12 protein-coding genes are annotated in these 23,409 nt (G+C 59.4%); 3 read left to right on the forward strand and 9 right to left on the reverse strand.

Going from position 1 to position 23,409, the window contains the following annotated elements; all coding sequences use genetic code 11:
- The first annotated feature begins 105 nt into the window (after positions 1–105).
- Positions 106–1,347, forward strand: coding sequence for a GumC family protein (locus ACP15U_RS14445; RefSeq protein WP_425045853.1), 1,242 nt, complete (start codon positions 106–108; stop codon positions 1,345–1,347).
- A 104-nt stretch (positions 1,348–1,451) separates the two neighbouring features.
- Positions 1,452–2,666, forward strand: a complete 1,215-nt coding sequence (locus tag ACP15U_RS14450; RefSeq protein ID WP_425045854.1) for a glycosyltransferase family 4 protein — start codon at positions 1,452–1,454, stop codon at positions 2,664–2,666.
- A 1-nt stretch (position 2,667) separates the two neighbouring features.
- Here ACP15U_RS14450 and ACP15U_RS14455 read toward each other — a convergent pair whose 3' ends face one another.
- From ACP15U_RS14455 to ACP15U_RS14490, 8 genes are all read right to left on the reverse strand, one after another.
- The gene (locus tag ACP15U_RS14455; RefSeq protein WP_425045855.1) at positions 2,668–3,519 is read right to left on the reverse strand and encodes a glycosyltransferase family 2 protein; all 852 of its coding nucleotides are present in this window, start codon (positions 3,517–3,519) and stop codon (positions 2,668–2,670) included.
- Positions 3,510–6,017, reverse strand: coding sequence for a hypothetical protein (locus ACP15U_RS14460; protein WP_425045856.1), 2,508 nt, complete (start codon positions 6,015–6,017; stop codon positions 3,510–3,512). Before ACP15U_RS14460 ends, ACP15U_RS14455 begins: the two co-directional genes overlap by 10 nt.
- Positions 6,014–6,973: a hypothetical protein gene (locus tag ACP15U_RS14465; protein WP_425045857.1), complete on the reverse strand. Its 960-nt coding sequence runs from the start codon at positions 6,971–6,973 to the stop codon at positions 6,014–6,016. Before ACP15U_RS14465 ends, ACP15U_RS14460 begins: the two co-directional genes overlap by 4 nt.
- A 51-nt stretch (positions 6,974–7,024) precedes the next feature.
- Positions 7,025–7,705, reverse strand: coding sequence for a 4'-phosphopantetheinyl transferase family protein (locus tag ACP15U_RS14470; protein WP_425045858.1), 681 nt, complete (start codon positions 7,703–7,705; stop codon positions 7,025–7,027).
- Positions 7,702–12,297, reverse strand: a complete 4,596-nt coding sequence (locus tag ACP15U_RS14475) for a MupA/Atu3671 family FMN-dependent luciferase-like monooxygenase (protein WP_425045859.1) — start codon at positions 12,295–12,297, stop codon at positions 7,702–7,704. The genes ACP15U_RS14470 and ACP15U_RS14475 overlap by 4 nt, the downstream gene beginning before the upstream one ends.
- Positions 12,294–13,325, reverse strand: coding sequence for a glycosyltransferase family 2 protein (locus ACP15U_RS14480; protein ID WP_425045860.1), 1,032 nt, complete (start codon positions 13,323–13,325; stop codon positions 12,294–12,296). Before ACP15U_RS14480 ends, ACP15U_RS14475 begins: the two co-directional genes overlap by 4 nt.
- Positions 13,326–13,329: 4 nt before the next feature.
- The gene (locus ACP15U_RS14485; RefSeq protein ID WP_425045861.1) at positions 13,330–19,755 is read right to left on the reverse strand and encodes a type I polyketide synthase; all 6,426 of its coding nucleotides are present in this window, start codon (positions 19,753–19,755) and stop codon (positions 13,330–13,332) included.
- 261 nt (positions 19,756–20,016) lie between these two features.
- Complete coding sequence (locus ACP15U_RS14490) at positions 20,017–21,480, reverse strand: hypothetical protein (protein ID WP_425045862.1); 1,464 nt, start codon at positions 21,478–21,480, stop codon at positions 20,017–20,019.
- A gap of 205 nt (positions 21,481–21,685) precedes the next feature.
- Between ACP15U_RS14490 and ACP15U_RS14495 the strand changes: the two genes are divergently transcribed.
- Positions 21,686–22,432 carry a WecB/TagA/CpsF family glycosyltransferase gene (locus tag ACP15U_RS14495; protein WP_425045863.1) on the forward strand — a complete coding sequence of 249 codons (747 nt, stop codon included), beginning with the start codon at positions 21,686–21,688 and terminating at the stop codon, positions 22,430–22,432.
- Here ACP15U_RS14495 and ACP15U_RS14500 read toward each other — a convergent pair whose 3' ends face one another.
- The gene (locus ACP15U_RS14500; protein WP_425045864.1) at positions 22,433–23,392 is read right to left on the reverse strand and encodes a glycosyltransferase; all 960 of its coding nucleotides are present in this window, start codon (positions 23,390–23,392) and stop codon (positions 22,433–22,435) included.
- Between the last annotated feature and the right edge of the window lie 17 nt (positions 23,393–23,409).

A 23,409-nucleotide genomic window follows, 5' to 3' on the forward strand; every position in this document is an offset into this window, starting at 1 on the left:
CAACGGCCATTGAATGGGCCGAATACTCGCCGGCTGGGCGATGAGCAGGCGGAAACGGAACAAGGCAGGCTGTTTGGAGAAGAACGGTCTGCAGGGAACAGGCAAATGGGTCCGATCAGTTCGCTAGGTGATCTTTTTGACATGGTGCGCAGGCGCTTTGTCCTGATCTTTCTTGTTACCGCAATCGGCAGTGGCCTGTCCGTGTTGTTTGCGATGGAACAGCCAAGGGTCTACTGGGCCGCCGAAGTTCTGCAGGTGGTTCAGCCCAAGATTGCCGATGATCTGGCCAAAACCACGGTCGAGGGATCTTCGGCGCGCCGGCTGCAGTTGATCGAACAACAACTCATGGCGCGGTCCAGCTTGCAGGAGATGATCGAACAGTTCGGAATCTACGCCGACCAGCCCGGTCTCAAACCCGACACAAAAGTGGCGATGCTACGCAGCGCCGTGCAGATTACCGGGCTTGCCGCAGCCCGCGAAGGGTTTTCAGACGACGGCACGATCTCGGTGCTGACCATATCGGCCGAGATGCCGACTGCGGAGCTGGCGCAACAGGTGGCGCACGAGTTTGCGCAGCGTACGATAGAGATTTCGAATGAAACTCGCATCGGCAATGCCCGCGAGACTTTGGACTTCTTTCTCGCGCGCGAACAGATTCTGTCTGACGAGATTGCCAAACTGGAAGACGAAGTCGTCAGGTTCAGGGATGAAAACGAGATCTCACTGCCGGGCAGTATCGAATTCCGCCGTGAGGAGATCGCGACAATCAACGAAGGCTTGCTGACGATTGCTCGCGAACGGATCGAGTTTGAGCGCGAGATGGAACGATCAGAGCGGACCGATCGGCCCGCGACCGTCGCGCGCAAGCGTGCGGACTTCATCGAGCAGATCGCCACGCTGGACGCGCAGCGTGACTTGTTGCTGGAACGTAAACGCGAATTGGAAGCCTCGATCGAAACAACGCCTTACATTGAGCGACGATTGAATGCCTATGAGCGGCAGCTCGACCAGTTGCGGGACGAATTTGAACTGATCTCCGCGCGCCGGGCTGAGGCCGAGGTCGGGTATCGGCTCGAAAGTCAAAATCAGGCTGAACGACTGACGGTCATCGAGGAGGCCACGGTTCCCGAGTTCCCGATTTCGCGCAGCCGCAAGATGATTGCGGCAGCTGGCGGTGTGGCCAGTCTGTTGGTTGGCATAGTTCTCGCCTTTCTGTTGGACCTTCGCAAACCGGTGATCCGAACGGCTGCTCAGATGGAACGGCAAACCGGTCTCAAACCAGTCGTTTCCATCCCTACGCTGAATACACGGCGGCGGCGGACGTCCGGCCCCGAGGCGCCTTCCTAGGTTCGACCTGTTTTGCAACGCGCCAATCTCTCCTATCGCCAATCTGTTGCGACCGACCTTAATGTGGGCGGGAAGAATTCCTGCTTATATCCGAGGTGACCGACGTGAAGCTCGCCTATGTCCTGAATACCTATCCGCAGCCCTCTCACAGCTTCATCCGACGCGAGTTGCGGGCGCTGGAGGCGCAGGGGCATGACGTGGTGCGGATTGCGATGCGACGCTCGGATCAGGAACTGGTTGACCCGCAGGACCGGGAAGAGGCCACTCAGACGACCTATGTTTTGGACCACAAAGCAGCTCTGCTGGCAGACGTAACCAAAACTGCACTGTCGAGACCGGGAAAATTCCTGTCTGCGCTGCGACTGGTGTGGCGCATGGGACGCGTTTCTGAACCCGGTGTTTTTCGGCATTTGATCTATCTGGCCGAGGCCGCTCATGTGGCGCGGCTATGCACAGAGGCAGGGGTTGAACACGCTCATGCGCATTTCGGAACAAACCCGACTGCTGTGGCATTGCTTGCGCATGAATTGGGTGGTGCGCGATACTCTTTCACCACCCACGGCCCGGAGGAATTCGATGCCCCGCGGGCCCTGTCTCTCGGCCTGAAACTTGAGCACGCGGCCTTTGCGGTCGGCGTCAGTCAGTTTGGTCGCAGCCAATTGCGGCGCTGGGTCGGGTTTGAGATCTGGCCGAAGCTCCATGTGGTTCATTGTGGAATCGACCCCGAGAAGTTCGACGACCCAGCACCTGTGCCTGACGACACCTGTCGGGTGGTCGCCATCGGGCGCTTTGTTGAACAAAAGGGCCAGATGGTTCTGATCGAAGCAATGTCTGCGGCGATCGACCGAAACCCCGAGCTTCACCTTACGCTTGTGGGCGACGGCCCAATGAGAAACGCTTTGCAAACTGCGGTCACCCGGTTGGGCCTGGAAAAGAATGTGCGTTTCACTGGCTGGCTGGACGAACGCCGGATCCTGCAGGAGCTTGAGGCAGCGCAGGCGCTGGTAATGCCAAGCTTTGCCGAAGGTCTTCCGATGGTAATCATGGAGGCCATGGCCGCCGCCCGACCAGTCATTGCGACCAGCATCGCCGGAGTGCCTGAACTGGTGCAACAGAATAAAACGGGTTGGCTCATCCCGGCCGGTGATGTGGGTGCCCTGTCTGATGCGTTGACCGATCTCGCGGCCACCCCGGTTGCTGCTCTCGCAGAAATGGGGGCAAGCGGCCGAAAACGGGTTCTGGCCCGCCACGATGCAGGAGTCGAAGCCGCCAAGCTTGCGGCTCTGATTGCAAAGGCTGGGCAGTCATCGACAGGATAAGTCAGCGCCCGCGCACCCAGCGAATTCGGCTGCGATAAATCGGCGTTTTGGTGGCAATGCCAACGGCCGCATAGACGGCAAAGCCGACCGGATCCTGCAGCAATCGTCCAATCAGGCCGCCCGGTCCAATCTTTCGTTTGTCATCGTTCGCCAACAGGTCCGGATGCAACCGGGCGATTTCTTCCACGCCCTTGTTCTGACGCCTCCGAACGCGGACGAGGTTTCCAAACCCTTCGACCATTGGCCATACGTAGCCGGCGGAGACCCGGATACGTTCGTCCGGTGTGAAACTCAGGCGGGCGAAAGTGTCATCGGAAATGATGTCCGGCCAAGTCTTCCAGCGCTCCCGCCCTGCAATGTTCACAGCGAAGATACCAAAACCAGGCACCCCGTCGGTTACGAAGGGCAGGGTTTGCCAGAACTGGCCATAGGCCCGGCTGGCCATGCTGATTGCAGGCGCGACTTGGGGAATGCCGGATGCATAGCGGGGTTGGTCTGTGTCCAGAGCTGCCACGAGCTTGGCCAATAACGACGGTGCAACGGTCACGTCCGCATCAATATACACCCGGATATCACCCCCGGCGGCTTTATCCCCAGCGTTCAGTGCGCCCAGTTTTCCACCTTTGGAAAGTTCCAGAACCCGCCAAGCCCATCCGGCTGCCTCGGCCTGCTTGGCAAAGCTGCGTGCGATGTCGGCGGTGTCGTCCGTGCAGCCATTGGCAATGACCAGAACTTCGATTTGCCATTCTTTGGCGAGAGGTTCTGACGCCAACAGTGCTTCGACGCAGCCGGGCAAAAATGCCTCTTCATCATGGGCGGGTATCAGGACTGAGACAACGCGGCTCACTTCCATGCCTCCAGGGCTTTCCAGCGCGGGTTGGTATCATTCAGGTGTCTGAGATGCCCCCAGCTGCCCCATTTCGAAGGCGGAAAGACATCGGTAAATGCGGTAAATAACTGGCCCCCACGCGCATACCACCCCGCAATGAGTTCCTTGTAGAGCAGCCCCATTTCCTCGCTGTAGTTGAGAACGGAGAGAAAATCGGTGAGATCGTCGTCGTCCAGCATATTGCCTAGCCCCACGACGTGGCTGCCGCCTTCGTACATGATCAGGTCAAGTCCGTGACGCGTGGCCACATCGGCATGGTAGGGCAAAATGCGGGTCAGCAAATCCTCGAGCGTATCCCCCGGTTGGCCCGATATTGAACCGTCGCGCAATTCAGCCCAAGCCCATCGCAAGGCGGCGTCATATTTATGTGCCGCGACATACGCGGTTTGATCTGCGGCAGGCAGGGATCGGGCCTGTTCTTCGGCAATGGCTTTGCTTGAGGACAGCCAATCGCGAACGAGCGGTGCCCTGTCCTCCATTCCCAACAGAACTCCGAAATATCCGGTTATCGCATAGGCGTCGAAATGCTCTGTCAGGTTGAGGTTGGGCAATAGCGGAGGTTCAAGAATTTCCTGTTCCAGACCTGTCCACCCGGTTTGGGTCGAGATCACCCGGATCAGCCTTTCCGGGGCGTCTGCAAATACCTCGGTCCAGATACGCGCCATTTCAACCGAGCGGGCGGCATAGGCCTGAACCCAGGAGTCCTTTGCCTGCCATTTTGATAGTGCTGTCTCATCTGCCCAGACTGCCTGCTGAAACTGCCAGTTCCATACCTCGTTCGAGAACTCCACATAGGTGCGCTGGTCGACCCACAGGTCGCGTTTCACCATTTCCGCGAAATTGCGCAGGAAATCGTCGTCGGCAAGGTGCGGCATGCAGAACCAGCCGTCGACGCCGGTTCGGTTCAGCAGTTCCAGCATGATTTCAAGCGGAACACCCTTGAGAGCATAGCTGAAATCCTGCGGCATTGGGCGGTTGTCCCAGCTTGATTGCGTGCTGTCGTTGGTGTCCATCCAGTCCATGAACCGAAAAAGCTCGAAGCCCTCTAACTGGTCGAGCCAAAGCGGATTGAAGATCGCACCCGCGTCAAAGGCTGCGGCGTGTTCAAACTTGACTACACTGATGTTTCGAACGTGATCCCCCCCCGCGCCCCGGTCAGTTCGCTGGATGCGGATTTCGACCAGCCCGGGACCGGGCGTGTAGTCGAATTGAATCTCGCCTTTTCCGTAACGCACGTTTTCCGCGCGTCCAGAGACCTCGATAATCCCGTAGCCATCATATGTCAGGCGATAGCGTCCTTTTGTATGCGTGGCCTCTTTCGGAATATCGGTCAGGATCACCGTGCCGATCGAGCCCAGCCGATGCGGAATAGCCAAGGGCCAGCCATTCGGATCGAGAAACCCGGCACTTTGCAACTCGTGATGATCAACGCCGCCCCATTCCCCTCGCAGGTGACCGACCCATGGACGGGCGGTTTTAAAAATGTCGAGAAACGGTTGCTGGGTACTGAAATCAAGAATACCGGCAAGGTTCGTCGCCAAAGGTGGCGGTGTCGCGGGGGGCGGGTAACGCGACAGGTCGGCAACCGGGATCGGCAGGTCGTCAGGTAACGGGGTCGTCGTGACAGCGGCAGTCGCCGAATTTTCCAATACGGACGGGGTCTCAGTCGTTGGCCGCGTGTCGGGGATATTCTGAGCCACGTCCCATGCAAGATCCTGAAGGCGCGCTGCAAGAACCGGCGTCAAAGGCCTGAACTGCTGCCCCCAGCGGCTTTTTAGACGGCGGGGAAGGCCACGAGGGTGCTCCCCGGTCAGAACGGCGTATTGCAGCATCGTCAGGTAGTAGAACCCAAAATCGTTGGGATGGATGTCGTCCTGAAAAACGTCCCGAATGTCCTTGAGGCCCGGGACAGTGCCGGCGGCGATCTCGTCATGCAGCCGGGCCATCGCCTGACCCGCCGGCAGCAACTCCATTTCGGGTCCAGAGGCGCTCGAGTTCACGGCATCGACGATGCTTTGCCATACTGGCAGATCCTGATCTAGCCGATCGCGCCACGGGACATCGCCACCGGGATCAAACTCGACCTCGACGCCTGTTCCGGATTTCAGGCTGTGCCATGTTTCCTGCAGGAAAACTCTTGTTTGCGGATCGGACGAAACGGCAAGCTCATAGAACCGGGTTGCATAGGTGACTGTGTCGTTCCATTCGAAATTGCCTGCAAGCGGGACGGCTTCGGTCAGAATGACTGCATTGATCCCGCCTTGCGGCAGCACCGCCCTGGCGTTGGTTCCCTCGGCGTCAGCACCGTTCTCCCAGTTCCATTTCAAGGGCGCGCCATTAATGATCTGGGCCTCTACGCGGACGGTTTCCGGCAGCACCGCATCCAGCATGTCTGGATTGGTTTGACCAAACAGGGAATGCCCGACAAAGAGTACACCGGTCAGTGTCGACAACCAGCTCATCTCGCCACCCCGGTCTTTGGGTAAGCGGTGACTGTGGCCCAAACCGTTTCCTGCATTATCCGAGCAGCGTCGGAAGTTGGTGCAATTGCGGGAGCACCATCCGACTTCTTGAGGGCATGGGGCAGGCCGACAGGCGAGCGCCCGTAGAGGACGGCATAGTGGGTCAGAGCAACCAGGTAGTTGCCTATATCATTCAGGTGGATTGTATCGAGCGTGCCGTCTTCGTTTCGGGAAAACAGATCCTCAGGCCCTTTCAATCCATCGATGCCGCCGTTTTCCTGCATCTTTCGGGTCAGCCGTGCCATGACCTGACCGGCAGGAATGACAAGAATGGGATTGTCAGGGTTGCGGGCAAGATCCGCAAACAGGATCTTTTCTTCCCAGAGCGCGGCTAGATCGTTGTCCAATCGGTTCAACCAGCCATCCGGATCATCCAGTTTGTGCCAAGTCTCATACAGATAGATCCGGGTATCCGGTGAGGCATCCCGCACCAGATCCGCCCACAGAGGTAGGTATTTCGCGCTGTCATGGTAGCGTATCGCAGACCGCAGCTCGACCATTTCGGTCAGAACCACTGCGTCGTAGTCACCTGACTTAATGGCCTCTTGTGCCGGGCGGAAGCGGTCGTGGGCGTTTTCGGTCTCGAACCCGTTGATCGGGATCTCAGGCTCCCAATGATCCATCAAAGATGTGCCCCATCCCAGTTGGCTGGCATAATCGTGGCCCGTTGTGCCCAATCCGGCATCTGCCAGTTGCATCAGCATTGCAGGCATATCGCGGCCGACAAGGCTGTGGCCCAGGTGAAAGACCGAAATCGGGCCGTCGGGCGGGGTCAGAGGGGTGGCGTAGGCTGCCGTGACAGCATCTGCCGAAGGGCGTTTCGGTGTCGACCAGAACCACCACGCACCGGCGACGGTGGCGAAAAGTACCAACAAGAGGAGAATACGAAACGCCATGGTTCAAATCCGGTCAACTTGTTTGGACATTATCCCGCTTTCCCTTTTCGATCACGCCCGAACCGCGACCACTGCAACGATCAGGCCATAGCCAATGGCAAATCGGCCAGCCAGCGTGTCGCCACCCTGAAACGGATCAACATCGCGCACAAAGCGAGCGCTGAAACGTTGGCTGTCGTGATCGATCTCCGTCTCAATCACGTCGAAACCGAAGACGGTGCGGCTTTGCGGATATTGCGCTTTGTAGGTGGCTTCCTTGATGCAAAAGATCAGCTTAGCCATGAGACCGGGATCTGATTGGAGGGCGAGCCACTGCTGTTCACCCGCTGTGCAAACCGTGTCCCAATCTTGGCCGTCAAGCGGTGTGGCCGGTTCCAGATCGATGCCCAGCATCTGAACATCGCGGGCGTGCGCTACGGCGGCAAGGCAATCATGGTCAGTATGGGTTATCGATCCGACGAGGTGAGCCGGCCAGCGCGGTGCCCGGTCATCACCACTGGGAACCGGCTGCGGTGCCAGACCAAGGCCAGCCATGGCTTGCCGGGCAGCTGTGCGGCCCGCCGAGAACTCGCATTGCCGCTTGGGCACGGCGGTCGCAATTGCCGGAAATTCGTCCGCAAGCAATCGATGCGCGTCAGAGCGGGGATCGGCTGCGGCCAGCGCGATATCAGGATCGAGCAGTTGGCTGGCCATAAGTAGCGCTGGCGAGGCGGATGTGCCTCGCCCGATCATCCTGCGCTCGTCCTGCGGCTTGCACGCATTGCCCGTCTTTTAGACATGGTTTGCGACCGGTTCGCTGCTTCGACCTGCGGCGCCTGTGGAGTTTCTCCGCCGGTTGTGACATGGGCGGCCAGCGCCTTGAGCGTGGGAAACCGGAAAATGTCGGTGATCGACAGGGCGGGCAGGTCAAGCGCCGTTCGGATCTCTCGATGGGCTTGGACGGCAAGCAGCGAATGGCCTCCCAGCGTAAAGAAATTGTCTTCTGCCTGGATCTGACCGACCCCCAATATCTTCGACCAGATTGCCGCGATCTGTCCTTCGGGACCTTCCGCTGGCGCGGGCCCTTTGTGTTCGGCCTTTTGGGAAGGCACTGGTGCGGGTAAGGCAATGCGGTCAATTTTCTTGTTCGGTGTCAGCGGAAAGCTGTCGATGACGACGACGTGGGCAGGGACCATGACCTCCGGCAAACGGGTAGCGAGATGTGACCGCAAACTTTCAGCAGAGAACGAAGGTGTCGTGGTGACATACCCTATCAATCGTGTGTCCCCGGCAGTTTCGCGCGCAACAACTACGGCGCCCGTAACCCCTGCGAACGCGGCCATCTCGGCTTCGATTTCGCCCAGCTCAAGACGCTGGCCGCGGATCTTGATCTGATGATCGGTCCTGCCTAGGAAATCCAGCTTTCCGTCAACCCGCCAGCGTACGAGGTCACCGGTTCGGTACAAACGGGGAGAAGCAAATCCATCGGACGCAGTATTTAATCCGGTTTCCGCCGGGAACGGATCCGACACGAACCGCTCGTTGGTCAGATCAGGGCGTTGCCAGTAACCGCGCGTGACCCCCTCGCCGCCGATCAGCAATTCGCCGGGCACGCCGACAGGGCAGGGCGCTCCGTTTGAATCCACCACGTAGACAAAGGTGTTGGCAATCGGTGCCCCGATGTTGGCGGTTCCCGAAACGCCAGTCTCCAGGCATTCGCATGTGGACCAGATCGTGGTTTCGGTTGGGCCATACATATTGAGAATTTTCGCCCCGGTGCATTCGCGCAGATCTTCGACCAGATCCCCTGGCAGGGCTTCACCTCCAAGCAGGAGGTGACGGACACGCCCCAGCGACATTCGGGCTTCGTCGTTCATGGCGATCATCCGCGCCATGGACGGCGTGCATTGCATATGAGTAACCTTGTGGCGAATGATCTGGGCAGCGAGCGAGAAATCATCCTCGGCTATCTCTGCCGGTGCATTGGCCCGAGCGAGGACTTCGGCCAAGGGTTTGAGCCCTTCCAGAACGACCTCGGGCGCAATGCCGTAGTCGATCAGGCAGGCGATTTCATCGACACCGATCCGTTTCAGCTGCTCCACGCGCGCAAGACCGTCTGTGACGGTTCCGAACAGGCCCGAGTCCTCGAAATAGCGCTCAAACGCAAAATCAAGTATGGCTTCCAGTTCGTCCTCGCTTAGCACACCCAGATCCATCTCGAATGGGTTCGAGACGCCCTTGGGTTTCTTAAAGGCCGGAAATGCCCAGGCATATTGCTTGATGAGGCCAGCCGCCGCACGAAGGTAGTCTTTCATCGGTTCCCGCGCGACGGTCCGGGCCTCATCGCGTGTGCCTGCAAGATAGCTGTGCAGCATCAGCGTAACCGTGAAATCTGCGGGATCATGCCCCGCCTCGCGAAGTGCGGCATGGTAGATGCGGATCTTTACCGCCACTTCATCGACCGACTGGCCCAACAGGTGGGTCAGTACGTTGGCCCCGATCTGACCTGCCTCTTTCCAGGTTTCCGGATTGCCCGCCGTCGTTACCCAGACCGGCAGTTCCTCGGACACGGGTCGTGGCTGCGTTACCACCTCGTGCATAGTGCCGTCGGCCTTGGGGAACCCGACCGGCTCTCCGCGCCACAGTTTGCGCAGGGTCTCAATGGTTTCGAACATGGCCGGCTTGTTCTTGGGCGGAGAATTCTCCGGGCGCAGGATAAAGTCATCGGGCTGCCACCCCGACGCAATGCCGAGCGCCGCACGCCCGCCGGTCAGGTTGTCGATGACGGCCCATTCTTCGGCGATCCGCGCAGGATGGTGCAGGGGGGCAACGCAGCTACCGGCCCGCACACTCAGGTTCTGTGTTACTGCAGCGACAGCAGCGCCAGTCACCGACGGGTTGGGGTAGGGACCTCCAAAGGCGTGGAAATGACGTTCCGGTGTCCAGACCGCATTGAACCCATGCGCATCGGCGAATTTCGCACCTTCAAGCAGCAGCTCGTATTTTTTTGGACCGGGCCCGTCGTCGTTGCCCCAGTACATCAGGTTAAAATCGATCGGTCGTTCGCTGACAGCGATTGGGCCTTTTGAAACCACTGCGCGGTTTTCGTCACTGCTGAGCACGACTTTGAACCCACGCGACAAGGTCCAGAACAGCTCAAGCACCGAGATGTCGAAGTTCAGGCTGGTGACCGCCAACCATACGTCACCGGGTGTATGTTCAATGCGGTCATCCATGCCGGCAAAGAAGTTTATCACGTTGCGATGTTCGACCATCACCCCCTTTGGAGTGCCGGTGCTGCCAGACGTGTAGATGAGATAGGCCAGATCTTCCGGGGTGACGGGGACCTCGGGATTGCCGGCCTCGCAGAGCGTAGCGGTATCGTCCAGTACAAGCACCTGCGCTGCGCTGCCAGACAGCGTATCGGAGAGGGATGCGTGGGTTACGATCACCGAGGCAGCACTGTCTTCGACGTAATGCGCAATCCGGTCGGCAGGATAGCTCGGGTCCAGCGGCACGTATGCACCGCCCGCCTTCAAAATGGCCAGCGCGGTGGCGACTAGATCGGTCGACCGGTGGAGGAACAGCCCGATATGAGCACCGGGTTTTACTCCCATCCGGATCAGACTCGCAGCGATGCCGTTGGCACGGGCGTTGAGTTCGCCATAGCTCAGGCACTGCCCTTCAAAGACAAGCGCTTCGGCCTCCGGGGTCTTAACAACCTGTGCCTCGAACGCGGCGTGCACTGTCCGCGTTCGGTCATGGTCGCGGGCGGTGGCGTTCCAGGTAGACAGGGTCTGCGTTCTTTCACCTGAGGAAAGGACAGAAAGTGATGCGATGGCGGCCTGTTCGTCATAGCCCTGTGCGACGTTTTGCAGAACAGCTTCCAACCGCCTAGCAAGCAGTTCCACTGTTGCCGCGCTCAACCGGGTTTCGTCAGCGTGCAGAGCTATCGAATCCCCATTCAAGGCAATTGTGGCCGCCGTTCCGGATACAGGCCCGGAACCATCCAGCGCCAACCCGATTTCGGGGGTCTCTGTGCGCGTGATCAATGGATCCCGGGCGATCAGATCCAAGGCAAAACCGCCTTTGCTCCGGGTATGCTGAATCCGGGCCTGCGCCTTTTCAGCTGCCTCGCCCAGTGTATCAGTTTCGGAAACCTGCACCGGCACCCATTCGCTGAAGTAACCCGGTTGCCCGCGATCAAGGCCGGGCAGCCCCAAAGCTATATCTCCGTAGGTTTCACCGCTGCTGCGCAGGGCCCAGACGAGAATGGCGGCAAGCAATCTGTCTTTGCCAAGACCGTCCGGAACCGAGATTCTGTAGGTGTTCCACACCGGGGTATCCCCGGCACGCCCGGCCAATGGCACCGGCAGCGGGTTCAGGGAGCGCAGGTTGCGCCGCCACAAGGGTTCGGCGCTCAGGCTCTCGGCAATCAGCGCCTCAATGCCGGCAACGGGTGCTGCCAGCGACTGACCGGTTTCAACACGTCCGGTCAGATTGACTATTTGGCCGCGCGGGTCGGTCAGGTCATCAAGAACAAGATCACCGTCGCGGGTCGCCACGGTGATCGCGTTCGGGCTGTGGTCTACTACCTTGCCCGGGGCCATTCCCGAAGCGGTTTCCGCAACCCGGGCGTTGCCAATCAAACAGACTTCGTTGCCCAAGGTGATCTTGGGGCAGGTCATCGGATTCCAGTATCCGCCAAAATCCAATGCCCTGACAAAACGCGCCATATCGTGTGCGGGCTTGGCAAAGTCGAGATGGCCCGCGTGTTCCGGTCGTTTGTCGCGGGCGAAGTAACTGCGTTGGCTCAGGTCTTGCGCCGTCCGTTGTGGCCCGTCGCTCTCGAGCTGGAAAATGACCTCCCCAAAACTCTCCAGTCCGGCCGCATAGCATTTTGAGTTGAGAGAATAGGCTGTGTCGTCTGCAGCGATGTCGAAATTCGCCTGCGCAAGAATGTCGCCTTCATCGATGCCACCTTCGATCAAGTGCCATGTGACACCGTATTGTTCTTCACCAGCCATCAAAGCCCAAACCGGTGTGTTCAGACCGGCATAGCGTGGTAGCGGCCCGTCGTGGAAATTGACCGCCCCATGCTTAGACATCCGCAAAACGGCATCCGGGATGACGCGAAGATTTGCGATGGAAAGAAGCCAGTCGAATCCACTCGATAATTCATCGAACCGGTCATGCAGCGGCAGCCCCTTGGTTCCTGCCCAGTCGCGGATTGTCGGGTCCGTGGATACTACAGCGTGAATACTGTGTCCGCGATCCAGCAATGCCTCTGCGCAGCCAATGAGTAGGGATTCATTTCCAATCAAGGTGCAGGAGAACTGGGTCATTGGCTGTCCTTCGTTCTTGTCATCACGGTCGGCGCCAGATCCCCACCTGTCGCTGCCCCGGGTGCTGAAGGCCGCAGGTTTCGAAGCCAGTGCGCCGCGAGATCGCCCATGAAGCGATCTGGATCAGCCTGCGGCTTTCCCGAGATCAGGCGCCGGAGCCCGTAAATGGCGGAGCCGGCAAGTCGGGCCATTGTCGCCACCCCTGCGTAAAGAGATCCGTGGTTCTTTCTGAAATAATGCAGTCTTGAATCGAACCAGTATGGGGGCGTTCTGTCCCAACTCTTCATCCCGGTGCTGGCCGAGCCGATATGGGCCACGGAACTGTCAGGCAGATAATATACTTCCCATCCGGCACGCGCGGCCCGCAGGCAGAGATCGGTTTCTTCGAAATAGAGGAAAAACGTTTCGTCAAAGCCGCCGATCTCGTCGATCATTGCCCGGCGGATCATGAGGCTTGCACCCGCGGTCCAGTCTATGCGGGTTGTCGATTTCGGGATCTCGATCGGAACGATCGCGTTCTGAAACAGGCGCGAAACAACCCCGGTCCGCGCAGCCATCTCGAACTCGCCCGCCGCACTGGGAAAACGGAATGCGGTTCGGTGCGGTTCACCTTCTTCCCCGTGAATGTAACTTCCTGCCATTCCGGCCTTCGGGTGGTTGATCAGAAAGTCGCACAACACCCGGATGGCACCGGCGTCAGGCCATGCATCCGAATTCAGAAGGTAGTAGAAATCCGGTGCCTCGCCGGAATTCAGCCCGGTCCGTATTCCGAAATTCACGCCTGCTCCAAATCCGCCATTGCGGCCAGCGTCGACAACCCGCACCCGCCCGTCAGCGGCCCATCCCCGCTTGTCGACCTGATCCTGCAGCATCCCGAGCGAATTGTCAGCCGAGCCGTTCTCGACAATCAGGATCTCCCCGTCCAAATCGGTCATTTCGTGCAGGGCGGCCTCTGTCGCGCGCAGGGTAAGCTCCGGCGTCCGGTAGTTCAGGATTATGGTCAGGAGTTTCGGGTTGCCTGCTGTCATGGTGTCACTCCGCCGCCTGCGCGTGTGCAGGCTTGGGCGCCGCCGTTTCGACCGCGTCGATCGATTGCTTCATGCGTTCGGCAAGCACGCTGACATTGGGAACGAGAACCATGCTGTCGTGATCGCCGGGAACTTCGATCACCTGGGTCAGGGGGGCATGTTCAGTCCAGCCGTTGTCCGGGATCACGTATTCACGCTCTGAACTGACCCATTGACCGCCGGAAACCTTCCAGTGTCGGTCCAGCGGTGGCCGGAACAAGGCCAGCGGTCCCTGCCATGATTTGACTTGGTAGACGGATACGGCCTCCCGAAAGGCAGCTTCGATCTTGGTGTTGTTAAACGCCGTGGCGGCGTTCAGGGGGGGAGGCGCCACGCGGCGTTTTTCCAGCTCCCAACGCAGGCGATTTCCGGCCCACTCGCCAAAATAACCAGCACCCTTTGTGCGCAATTCGCTCATCTTGATCAGGGCCTTGTCCCGGCGGCTCAGCGCTGGGCGCACAGGCAGAGGGGTATCCAGCAAAACCAGCAATGAAACTTCATCGCCCTGGGCCTTCAACTGCTGCGCCATCTCATAGGCAGTAATACCGCCACCCGAGAAGCCGCCCAGTAAATAGGGGCCTTCCGACTGGATCTGTTTCAACTCGGCTATGTAGTCCTGCGCGGCGTCTTCCATTGTCCGGTGGGGCTCGTCGTCACCGATCAGACCCCGGGCCTGTAGGCCGAACACCGGGCGCTCGCCGCCCAACATCAAGGCCAGATGGCGAAGGTTCAGAACATTCCCGAACATGCCGGCCACAAGAAAGAACGGCGTGGCTTGCCCGTCGCCCTGATGCAGCGGCACCAGATGTGTGAACTCTTGTCGGTCTTGGCTTTGCGTCCCCGCACTCTCGCCCGTCTCCTCGGCGTCGACCGGACCAATCCGGTCGGCAATGGCCGCGACGGATGGCGCCTCGAACAGGAGGGAGATCGGGAATTCCACGCCAAAGCTTCGCTTGATCTGAGCGAACAGGCGCACGGCGATAAGAGAATGGCCCCCGAGATCGAAAAAGCTGTCTTCCACGCCGACCGAGCTGACCCCCAACAGGGCTTCGAACATCCCAGCAAGCGACTTCTCCACCTCGTTGCGCGGGGCGACATAGGCGGTATCGAGCTGCGGCCGTTCAAAGGATTGGCCTTCTGCATCAGAGGTGGAGACCTGCGCAGCCTGCCGGACAAGGGCGGGCAGTTCCATTGAGCTGATCAGAACCTGCGGCAACCCCGTCGCCAAAGCCCGTTCAAGCGCTTCTGGCCCCTCATCCGGGCGGATTCCCAAAGAAATGTTCCGATGCAGGCGCTGCTCTTCGGGCGACAGCGGCGTGGTTGTCGATGCGGCTTCCAAGCCCAGTGCGACGGCATCAGTGTCGGGTCTTTGCGGCTCGTCTAGTGCAAGCGAGCCTGACGTGCGCTGCATTCGGAACCCGCTTATGTCCACACAAACATGGCCGTCGGGGTCTGTCAGCGTAACATCAAACGAAACTTCGCCCTCGACAGCATTGAAATCGGCGCTCAATCGGATCCAGGATCGGATGTCGGCCGGCAATGTCCTCCAGACACGGATTTTGCCGTAGGAGATCGGTACCCAGAGGTTCTGGCCGTTGTAGCCGGGAGCCAGCGAGATAGCCCATCCTGTGGCCAGATCCAAAAGCCCGGGGTGCAGTTGCCAGCCGGTGCAGGTATCGCGGAACTCCTCCGGAAGGGACAGCCGCGCAAGGCCTTCGTTCCGGCCAAGGGCTGTAGATTGCAGAACGTGCCACCGCGGACCAAACTGCAGGTGTGTTTCTTGCGGCGATTTCAACCGTTGTCCGGGTTCGCCGTGATGTGTTTCAGGGCAGCGGGCCGCGATCTCGTCCAGGACCACCGGAGGCGGCGCGACCCCGACCGGGTGCAAGCTGGCCTGCGCGTTCAGAACATAACCGCCTGCGGCCTTGGAATGGACCGAGAACGCCGTTGTCTCACCGTCGTCTTCCATCCGGATCACGGTCTCGCGCGGAGCCTGATCGGATGCTGTCAGCGGACGGAAGAAATAGAGGTCGCGGATTTCGAACCCGTCGGTGTTGCCCTGTGCTGCAAGGGATTGTGCGGCAAGTTCCACATACCCTGTCCCCGGCATCAGTGCGGCCCCGGCAGCAGTGCGGTGTTCGTCAAACACCCAGCTGGTCTCGGGCGAGAATGTCGAGGCAAATAGACGGTTGCCGCTTGCATCGAACCCTGCTTCATCAAGAAGCGGGAGGTCGCAGGGATCCCGGTCGGACGGAGCAACCCGGCCCTCGCGCGCTGACTTTGCATCGGCGGCCATACCGACCTCGGACCAAACGCCCCAGTCGATGGCAACAACCTTGGTTGCGGCGGATCTGCGCGATGCGGCCCATGCGTTGAGATACTCGTTGGCGGCGATGTAGTCGACCTGGCCGGCCGGTCGCGTCACGGTAGACGAGGAGGAGAACAGAACCATCACCTCCAACATTCCATCCGGGAACAGCGTATCGAGAACCTGAAGCCCGGTGATCTTCGGCGCCAGAACCTTGGCGATTGAACTGTCGGTTTTAGCCAGCAACGGCCCGTCATCTATTTGACCTGCGGCGTGGATTACACCGTGCACGGCGCCAAACTCTTCTTCGGCTATAGCCAGCGCGTCGCGCATCTGATCCAGATTGCAGACATCTGCCGCAATCGCCATCACGGCACCTGTGTCGATCTGTTCGAGATGGTTCAGCGCCCGAATCCGACGGGCGGTACGGTCTGCCGGGCCATGACTGTTCAACCAATCTGCGCGGGCATCGGCTTCGGGAAGCGGGTCGCGCGAAAGCAGGATCACGTTGGCTGCGTGCTGCGTCATCAGGTGCTCGGCCAACGTCTGGCCAATGCCGCCGAACCCTCCGGTTATCAGATAAGTTCCACCCTGACGAATGGTGGACTTGTCCGCTGCGACGATCGGTTGTTGCCGATAGCTGAGACCAAACCGCCGTTCGCCCCGCAGGGCCGCATTCGTGTTTTCGGGTTCGGCAAGCAATTCCTCGAGGATGCGCGGCGTCAACAGATCGGGCGTGCTCTCGGGAGTACGCAACCGACCCAGCCATCCAACCGGTTCAGGGCGATCCAGTTCCAGATCAACGGTCGCCACGGTTACGCCCGGCATCTCGCGCGGCAGCACGCCAGCCGGGCCGGCGATCATTGTCTTTTCGGGATAGGGCAGGGCTTCTTCGCTCACCTGCGCTGCCCCGGTGGTAAAAACGGTCATATGCAGGGCCGGCAGGTCGGCCGCGCTCAGCGCCTGGGCAAGATAGGTGAGACTGTAAAATCCCTGCTCCAGATTGCGAACATGAAATGAGGACCCGGGGCGGTAGCTTTCGGTATCGGTCACAAGCCAGAAATGGCCCACCCGATCCGGCAGCCGGTCGGCTTCGGTCAAGGCGGCGATCAGATCGTCATATCCGTGTCGACCTTGTTCCGGCGGGAGCTGATAGCTGTTCTCATCAAGGCGGGCGAAAGTGTCGCCGGCAACAACACGGGTGACGCGATGACCGGCCTGCGCGAGCTTCTCAGCGACCGGTGCGGCGACCCTCGCGGTATCCTCGAAGATCAGCCAGTCGAGCGGAACCGCACCCAGTTCGGTATCGATCTCGATGTCACAATCCGCCAGACGGGGGCGCCAGACCGGGCGATAGAACCAGTCTTTCAGATCATCATGACGCCGCGGAGCCGGTTCGATTTCGGAGGGCGCAACTTTGCCCGGTTCGATGTAGTAGGTGCTGCGTTGAAAGGCGTAGGTGGGCAATGGCAGCCGGTTGCGCCGGGCCTCTCCCCAGATCTGGGGCCAGTCGGCGTCGACACCGCAGGCCCAGAGGCGTCCGATCACACCGAGAAAAAAGACGTCATCTGCCACATGGTGATCCGGGTGGCGCAGTGTGCTTAGAACTTGCCCCGGACGCACCCCGTTGTTCATTTGCGCCAGCGCGCTCAGCGCCTTGCCGGGGCCAACCTCGAGAAACACCCGGTCGGGCGCGGCCAGCGTTTCGATACACTTGGCGAACTGAACGGTATTGCGCAGCTGCTCGACCCAGTAGTCCGGGTTGGTGGCCTGTTCCGGGGTCAGCGGCTGGCCGGACCTGTTCGAGATCACCGGGGTTTCCGGCGCACTGAGCGACAGCCCGGCCAGGAACGCGCGATAGTCGGACAGGATCGGTTCGAGCATTCGGGAATGGGCCGCAATATCAATCTGGATCCGCTGATGGTCGACCTCGCGCGCTGAGAGTGTCTGCGAAAGAGCATCAATGGCTGTCTGCGGTCCGGATACGGCTGTCAGGTTCGGTGCGTTGACAGATGCGATATCAAGATCGGGCCCGATCAGTTGTTCGACCTCGGCCAGCGGCAAAGAGATCGATAGCATCCCGCCCTTGGGAACTTGGTCAAACAGTCGTCCGCGCAGCAGGACGAGGTCGATGCAATCTTCGAACGAAATAACACCCGCAAGGCACGCTGCGGTGTTCTCACCCATCGAATGTCCGACCAAAGCGGCCGGCTGGATGCCCCAACTCTGCCACAGCTGTGCCAGTGCATACTCTACGATCATGATGAGCGGCAGTTGGACCGAAGGCTGTTGCAACTTAACGTCGGCCTCGCCCGGATCGGGCTCGGGCAGCCAGATCGCGCGGATATCGTAGTCGATCTGCTTTTCAAGATGCTCAAGCCCGCGATCCATCCAGTCAGCAAAAACCGGCTCGGTCTCGTAAAGATCCCGGGCCATACCGGCGTATTGGGCGCCGCCTCCGGGGAACATGAATACCGTGTCCGGAGAGGAGCCCAGAAGATCGTGGGTAAAGACGCTGCGCGGGTCGCCCGCCTCTAGCAGGGCTGCGGCGTCGTCCGCAGTTTCCGCCACTACGACACGGCGCTTTTCAAAGCCCCGGCGGCCTTCCTTCAGGGTAAACGATACATCGGCCAGATCTGTTTCAGGGTGGTTGCGCAGCCATTCGGTCAGCGCCGTCGTGTTCCCGTCCAAAGCGGCGCGGGAACGGGCGGACAGACAGAGAATGTGGAACGGAAATTCGCTTTCCTCAGAGGCGGAACGTTTGGGCGCCTCTTCCAAGATTGCGTGGGCATTTGTTCCGCCAACCCCAAGCGAGTTTACGGCGCCGCGTCGTGGCCCGACACCGGATACCCATTCGGTTAGACGGTCGTTGACCCGGAAAGGCGAAGTATCGAAGTCGATCGTCGGGTTTGGCTTTTCGAAACCCAGCGACGGCGGAATCTGGCGGTGGTGCAGCGCCATTGCCGTTTTGGCAAGACTGGCCACCCCGGCGGCGGTATCCAAATGGCCGATATTGGTTTTCACAGAACCGATACAGCAATAGCCGGTGGCATCAGTTTGACGGCGATAGGCTTCGGTTAGGGCCGAGACCTCGATCGGGTCACCAAGATACGTGCCGGTTCCGTGACACTCCACGTGATCGATCGTTTCAGCCGAGACATTCGCGGTTTCCAAAGCTTTGGTGACTGCAGCGGCTTGCCCGTCAACGCTTGGGGCGAGGTACCCGGCCTTGGCGGCCCCGTCATTGTTGATCGCCGTGCCTTTGATAACCGCCCAGATATGGTCACCGTCGGCCACCGCATCTTCCAGGCGCCGCAAGGCCACTACTCCGGCGCCGGACCCGAACACTGTGCCTTGCGCCCGGTGATCGAAGGCATGGCAATGACCGTCCGGCGAAAGTATCTCGTTCTCCTTGTAGAGATAGCCACGCCCCTGTGGCAGCTCGATCGTCACGCCACCGGCCAGCGCCATGTCGATTTCGCCATCTCGCAGTGCCTCGCACGCATAGTGAACTGCGACCAAAGATGTCGAGCAGGCCGTCTGGACGTTCACCGAAGGGCCCTTGAGGTCAAACACGTGGCTTGCACGGGTCGACAGGAAATCCTTGTCGTTTCCGGTGTGGCGCAACAGGAACATGCCCACGTCATCCACAAGTCCGGGATTCGAGCAGATGTTGAAATAGAAGTAGCTGCCCATTCCACAGCCTGCATATACCCCTATCTTGCCGTCGAGATCTTCGGGTGGATGGCCGGATTGCTCCATTGCCTCCCATGCAACTTCGAGAAATTTTCGATGCTGTGGGTCAAGGATTGCCGCTTCTTTCGGACTGAACCCAAAGAACTCAGCGTCAAAATCGGCAAAACCATCCAGCGGGGCTGAGGACGGGACATAGTTTGGGTCATCCAGCCGTGCCGGGTTCTCGCCGTTTTTCAGCAGCGTTTCCTGATCCAGAACAACGATGGATTCGACACCATCGCGAAGGTTCTCCCAGAAATGCGCAGCCGAAGATGCTCCCGGCACGCTGACCGAAAGACCGACAATTGCGATATCGCTCGCAGAGCATACTGAACCTTCTGACTTCATTTTGTGATTGGACGATCCTGCGTCATGCTTCCCCCGAACTTGGGACAATGGTAGATGACCGCCCCGCCCCCCGGAAGTGAGATCGACAGCGCGGCATTGTAGATTTCAGCCTAATGGATTGTTTTTGGGAAACAAATCATTTCCGGTGTAAATCACCATTGCCTCAATCGGTTCAACGAAGCCCTAGTTTTCGTCGATTTGGGGCAAGGATGAGAACAATAGCTGAAAGCTTGCCCCGCCAGCTCAGAAACGGCCGTTCCTTTAAAGAATCGATCGGCTTCCCGACTTGTCCCGATTGGGTTGCATCACGCTGCCATCTGAAAAAATCTTGTTGCTTTTTGATGCTTTGGCGGGATATCGCTGCCGCTCGACATAACCCAATACAGCGCCGGCACACATCCAGGTCAGTGGAACCAAAGTAGCATTCAGCAGCATGTCCACCATCGTTGCCGCCAGCAGGATCGAAATCGGAGCCACAAAAGGCGATATTTCCGAGTTGGACATCTTCCGCATCTGCAAGGCCATCATTGCGATTGGCGTCGCCAAGAGCCCCATCTCGGCTATGTATCCCGTCCACCCAAGGGTGCCGAAAACGATGATCCACCGACCGTCGGGAATGGTAAGGATCTGGCGCGTTTCCTCGTGTCGGATCAGGTTTCGGCTCCAGCCGCCCCAACCAAAAAGTGGCTTTTCATCAGCTCTTGCCAACAACGCATCCTCGTTGGTGAAGCGGTATCCCAGCGATTGTGCGCGATCCGGGCTGATGGCATTCGCCTGTTCCAAAATCCAATCCAGCGGGATCATGCCCGTGTTGCGCAAAATGGGATAGGCGACTGCCAATGTCGCGCAACAGACCGCTACGCTGATCTGCTGACGTGGCGAGGCAAACAGAATGACCGGCAGGAAAACCAGCCCATACAACAGCGAAGCGAGGCTCTTGCAGAGAATGAGCACTACGAAAAGATAGATAACGGCTGCGAACAGGCGGGTCCGTTCTTCGCGCTCGGCAACCCTTGCCAATGTGGCCGTCGCCAGGATGGCGTTAAGAAAGAAAAAGGCCAGCCACAACGCATGTGGAAGGAAAACAATCGGCCTGAAGCCGCCGCTGCGCATCATCTGGTCAAAGCTGTGCTGAAAGAACCCGTAGATCCAGGTGTGTAACTGAGGGCTGAATCTAATCTCGAACAAGGCAGGCAGGGAGTAGAACAACCCACCCAACATGATCGCTACCAGCAATTCCCGCATACCTTCCTCGGTCGACAAATATTGCCGTGCCAGCAACAGTGGTAGCAGCAGGATTGCCTGATTGGAAATAAACGAGAACAGGTCACGCAGGCTCAGTCCTGGCTGGGCTGGGACAATGTAAAGTATGGGGTCGCTGTTGGCGATGACCTGAAAAATCAGGGGATCGCCGTTGGTTAACACGGTCGGGATGGCGCACAGCACATAAAGTACGGTTAGCAGTTTTGCCACCGGTGCTCGCGGCAGCAGCTCGACCTTCCGCCTGGCTACGAACGCACAAATCACAAATGCGCTCAGGTTGGGGATCGAAACCTTGTCGAGATCCGGCACCAACGGCAGGTCCAGCGCAGCGCCTTGCGGCAACAGAAGATACCCGCCGAGAATACTCCACAGGATCGCCCGCTCCGTGGAAAGCCGTTTGAACAAGACCACGCAGATCAGCGGCCAAGCAAAAAGCATCAGAAAGGCAAAACTGTTGGGCATTGTCCGTTTGGCTACTTGGTTGCGGGTCAGAAATGTTGACCAAGTCTATCAGGGGGCGCCCCGGCTGTCGCTCAGGATTGGTCACAAGCCAGGCAAGCATTGCAGGGATACAACGCCGCGGGATTCCGCTGATCGTGGGCGTAGCAGTCAAAGCGGTGATTTCCTAAACAGTCTGCGGGTGCCAAACCAAAAAAGGGCCGGGTCCGTGCAATTCGAATTCTCGGGGCAGACGATCGCCATCAACATTCCAAACTGGTCCGAACTGGAACACGAGCTCCGTGCGCGTTTCCAGAGGCGCGAAGGATTTGCTCTTGCGACGGTGAATTTGGATCACTTGGCCAAAATGACTCGGGACACAGAATTCGTTGCCGCCTATGCGGCACAGGATCTTGTCGTCGCGGATGGGCGACCGGTGGTTTGGCTGTCGCAGCTTGCGGGTCAGCCTGTGGATCTTTTGCCGGGCTCCGAAATCATCGAACCTCTTTGCCGGCTTGCCGCGGATTGCGGGGTCAGGGTCGGGATGGTTGGCAGCACCAAGGAGGCCCTTGCTGACGCATCGCAGGTGCTGGTTGCGCATGCGCCCGGTCTGGATGTTGCCTTACAGATTGCGCCGTCGGGCGAGTTCGATCCGGACGGGGAAGAGGCCGCCACTATTCTAGAGCGTCTTTGTGATGAACAGATACAGATGTGTTTTCTGGCTTTGGGCGCACCCAAGCAGGAAAAATTGGCAAAGCGCGGTCGGGCCGAGGCACCATCGGTCGGCTTTGTCTCTATTGGTGCCGGGCTGGACTTTCTGGGTGGCCACCAGGTCAGAGCCCCGCGCTGGACGCGGGTAATTGCTATGGAGTGGTTATGGAGGGCGATGAGTGATCCGGTCAGGTTGGTGCCGCGATACGCCCGTTGTTTCGCCATCCTTCCCGGGCAAGTGGTGCAGGCAATACGACAGCGTTGATCATTGATACTCAATCAAACCCCGTTTGCGGCCACGGAGGTGGTTGAGGTGGAACTCCAGCACGCCCTGTGCTTCGGGAAACTTGGCGAGGGTTGTGAACACGGCATTTTCCCATGCTGCGCGATCGCCCCCTTCGCGTCGCGCCAACCTCAATATCTGCACAGGATAGGCCAGCAACAACAGCAGGAAATGCGGCGTTGTCAGCGTGCCGATCGCGATGACCAGAGGCAGGGCCAGCCCCCAAAGCACAGCGCGCCGGGTTTCCTTTACCCAATGGCGCTCGGGCGGCCTTCCGTGCAATGCGGCCCCTTCGGCAAAGGCATGACCGGCCCTGCGGGCGCGCCTCCACCACTGGGTGAACTGGTGCATGTTGGCGTCATGCCGGGTCATCTCGGCATCCAGCCTTTGGATGCGCCCTCCGGCCTGTCGCAGCCGGACACATAGTTCCGGCTCTTCGCCGGCGATCAGGTCCTCTCGGTACAGCCCTGCCTGACGCAAAGCGTCAAGACGGATCATTGCATCACCGCCGAAGGCGTTCGTCAGCCCGATGGGGGTATCCCATTCCCGATCACACAAGCGGTTGTAGACGGACGCCTCCGGATGTCGCTCACGTCGCCGTCCGCAGACGGCCACCAGACCGGGATCGGCATCCAGACTGGTCAAAGCGGCAGAGATCCAACCGGGCGCCAGTTCGCAGTCGCCATCGACCATCTGCACAAATTCCACCTCTGCATCGTGCAGAACTGAAATCCCCGCATTCCGGGCTCGCGCGGCCGTGAACGGGCGCGACATGTCGAGTTCGACCACTTCCGCGCCAGAGTTTCGTGCGCGCTCCACGCTGCCATCGGTTGAGCCACTGTCGACATAGATAACCTGCCGGACCTCTGTGAGGCTCCTGAGACAGGCCGACAACCGGTCGCCTTCGTTGCGTCCGATCACAACGGCGGCAACCTTGCTCATGCTTCTGGCCTTTGGTT

The organism is Primorskyibacter sp. S87 (genome assembly GCF_049801055.1).
GTDB lineage: Bacteria > Pseudomonadota > Alphaproteobacteria > Rhodobacterales > Rhodobacteraceae > JBNAGF01.

Bases quoted from the DNA above. Each gene is read 5' to 3' on its own strand.
- ACP15U_RS14445 (WP_425045853.1), top strand. From the start codon at position 106: ATGGGTCCGATCAGTTCGCTAGGTGATCTTTTTGACATGGTGCGCAGG.
- ACP15U_RS14455 (WP_425045855.1), bottom strand. From the start codon at position 3,519: ATGGAAGTGAGCCGCGTTGTCTCAGTCCTGATACCCGCCCATGATGAA.
- ACP15U_RS14460 (WP_425045856.1), bottom strand. From the start codon at position 6,017: ATGAGCTGGTTGTCGACACTGACCGGTGTACTCTTTGTCGGGCATTCC.
- ACP15U_RS14465 (WP_425045857.1), bottom strand. From the start codon at position 6,973: ATGGCGTTTCGTATTCTCCTCTTGTTGGTACTTTTCGCCACCGTCGCC.
- ACP15U_RS14470 (WP_425045858.1), bottom strand. From the start codon at position 7,705: ATGATCGGGCGAGGCACATCCGCCTCGCCAGCGCTACTTATGGCCAGC.
- ACP15U_RS14475 (WP_425045859.1), bottom strand. From the start codon at position 12,297: ATGACCCAGTTCTCCTGCACCTTGATTGGAAATGAATCCCTACTCATT.
- ACP15U_RS14480 (WP_425045860.1), bottom strand. From the start codon at position 13,325: ATGACAGCAGGCAACCCGAAACTCCTGACCATAATCCTGAACTACCGG.
- ACP15U_RS14485 (WP_425045861.1), bottom strand. From the start codon at position 19,755: ATGAAGTCAGAAGGTTCAGTATGCTCTGCGAGCGATATCGCAATTGTC.
- ACP15U_RS14490 (WP_425045862.1), bottom strand. From the start codon at position 21,480: ATGCCCAACAGTTTTGCCTTTCTGATGCTTTTTGCTTGGCCGCTGATC.
- ACP15U_RS14500 (WP_425045864.1), bottom strand. From the start codon at position 23,392: ATGAGCAAGGTTGCCGCCGTTGTGATCGGACGCAACGAAGGCGACCGG.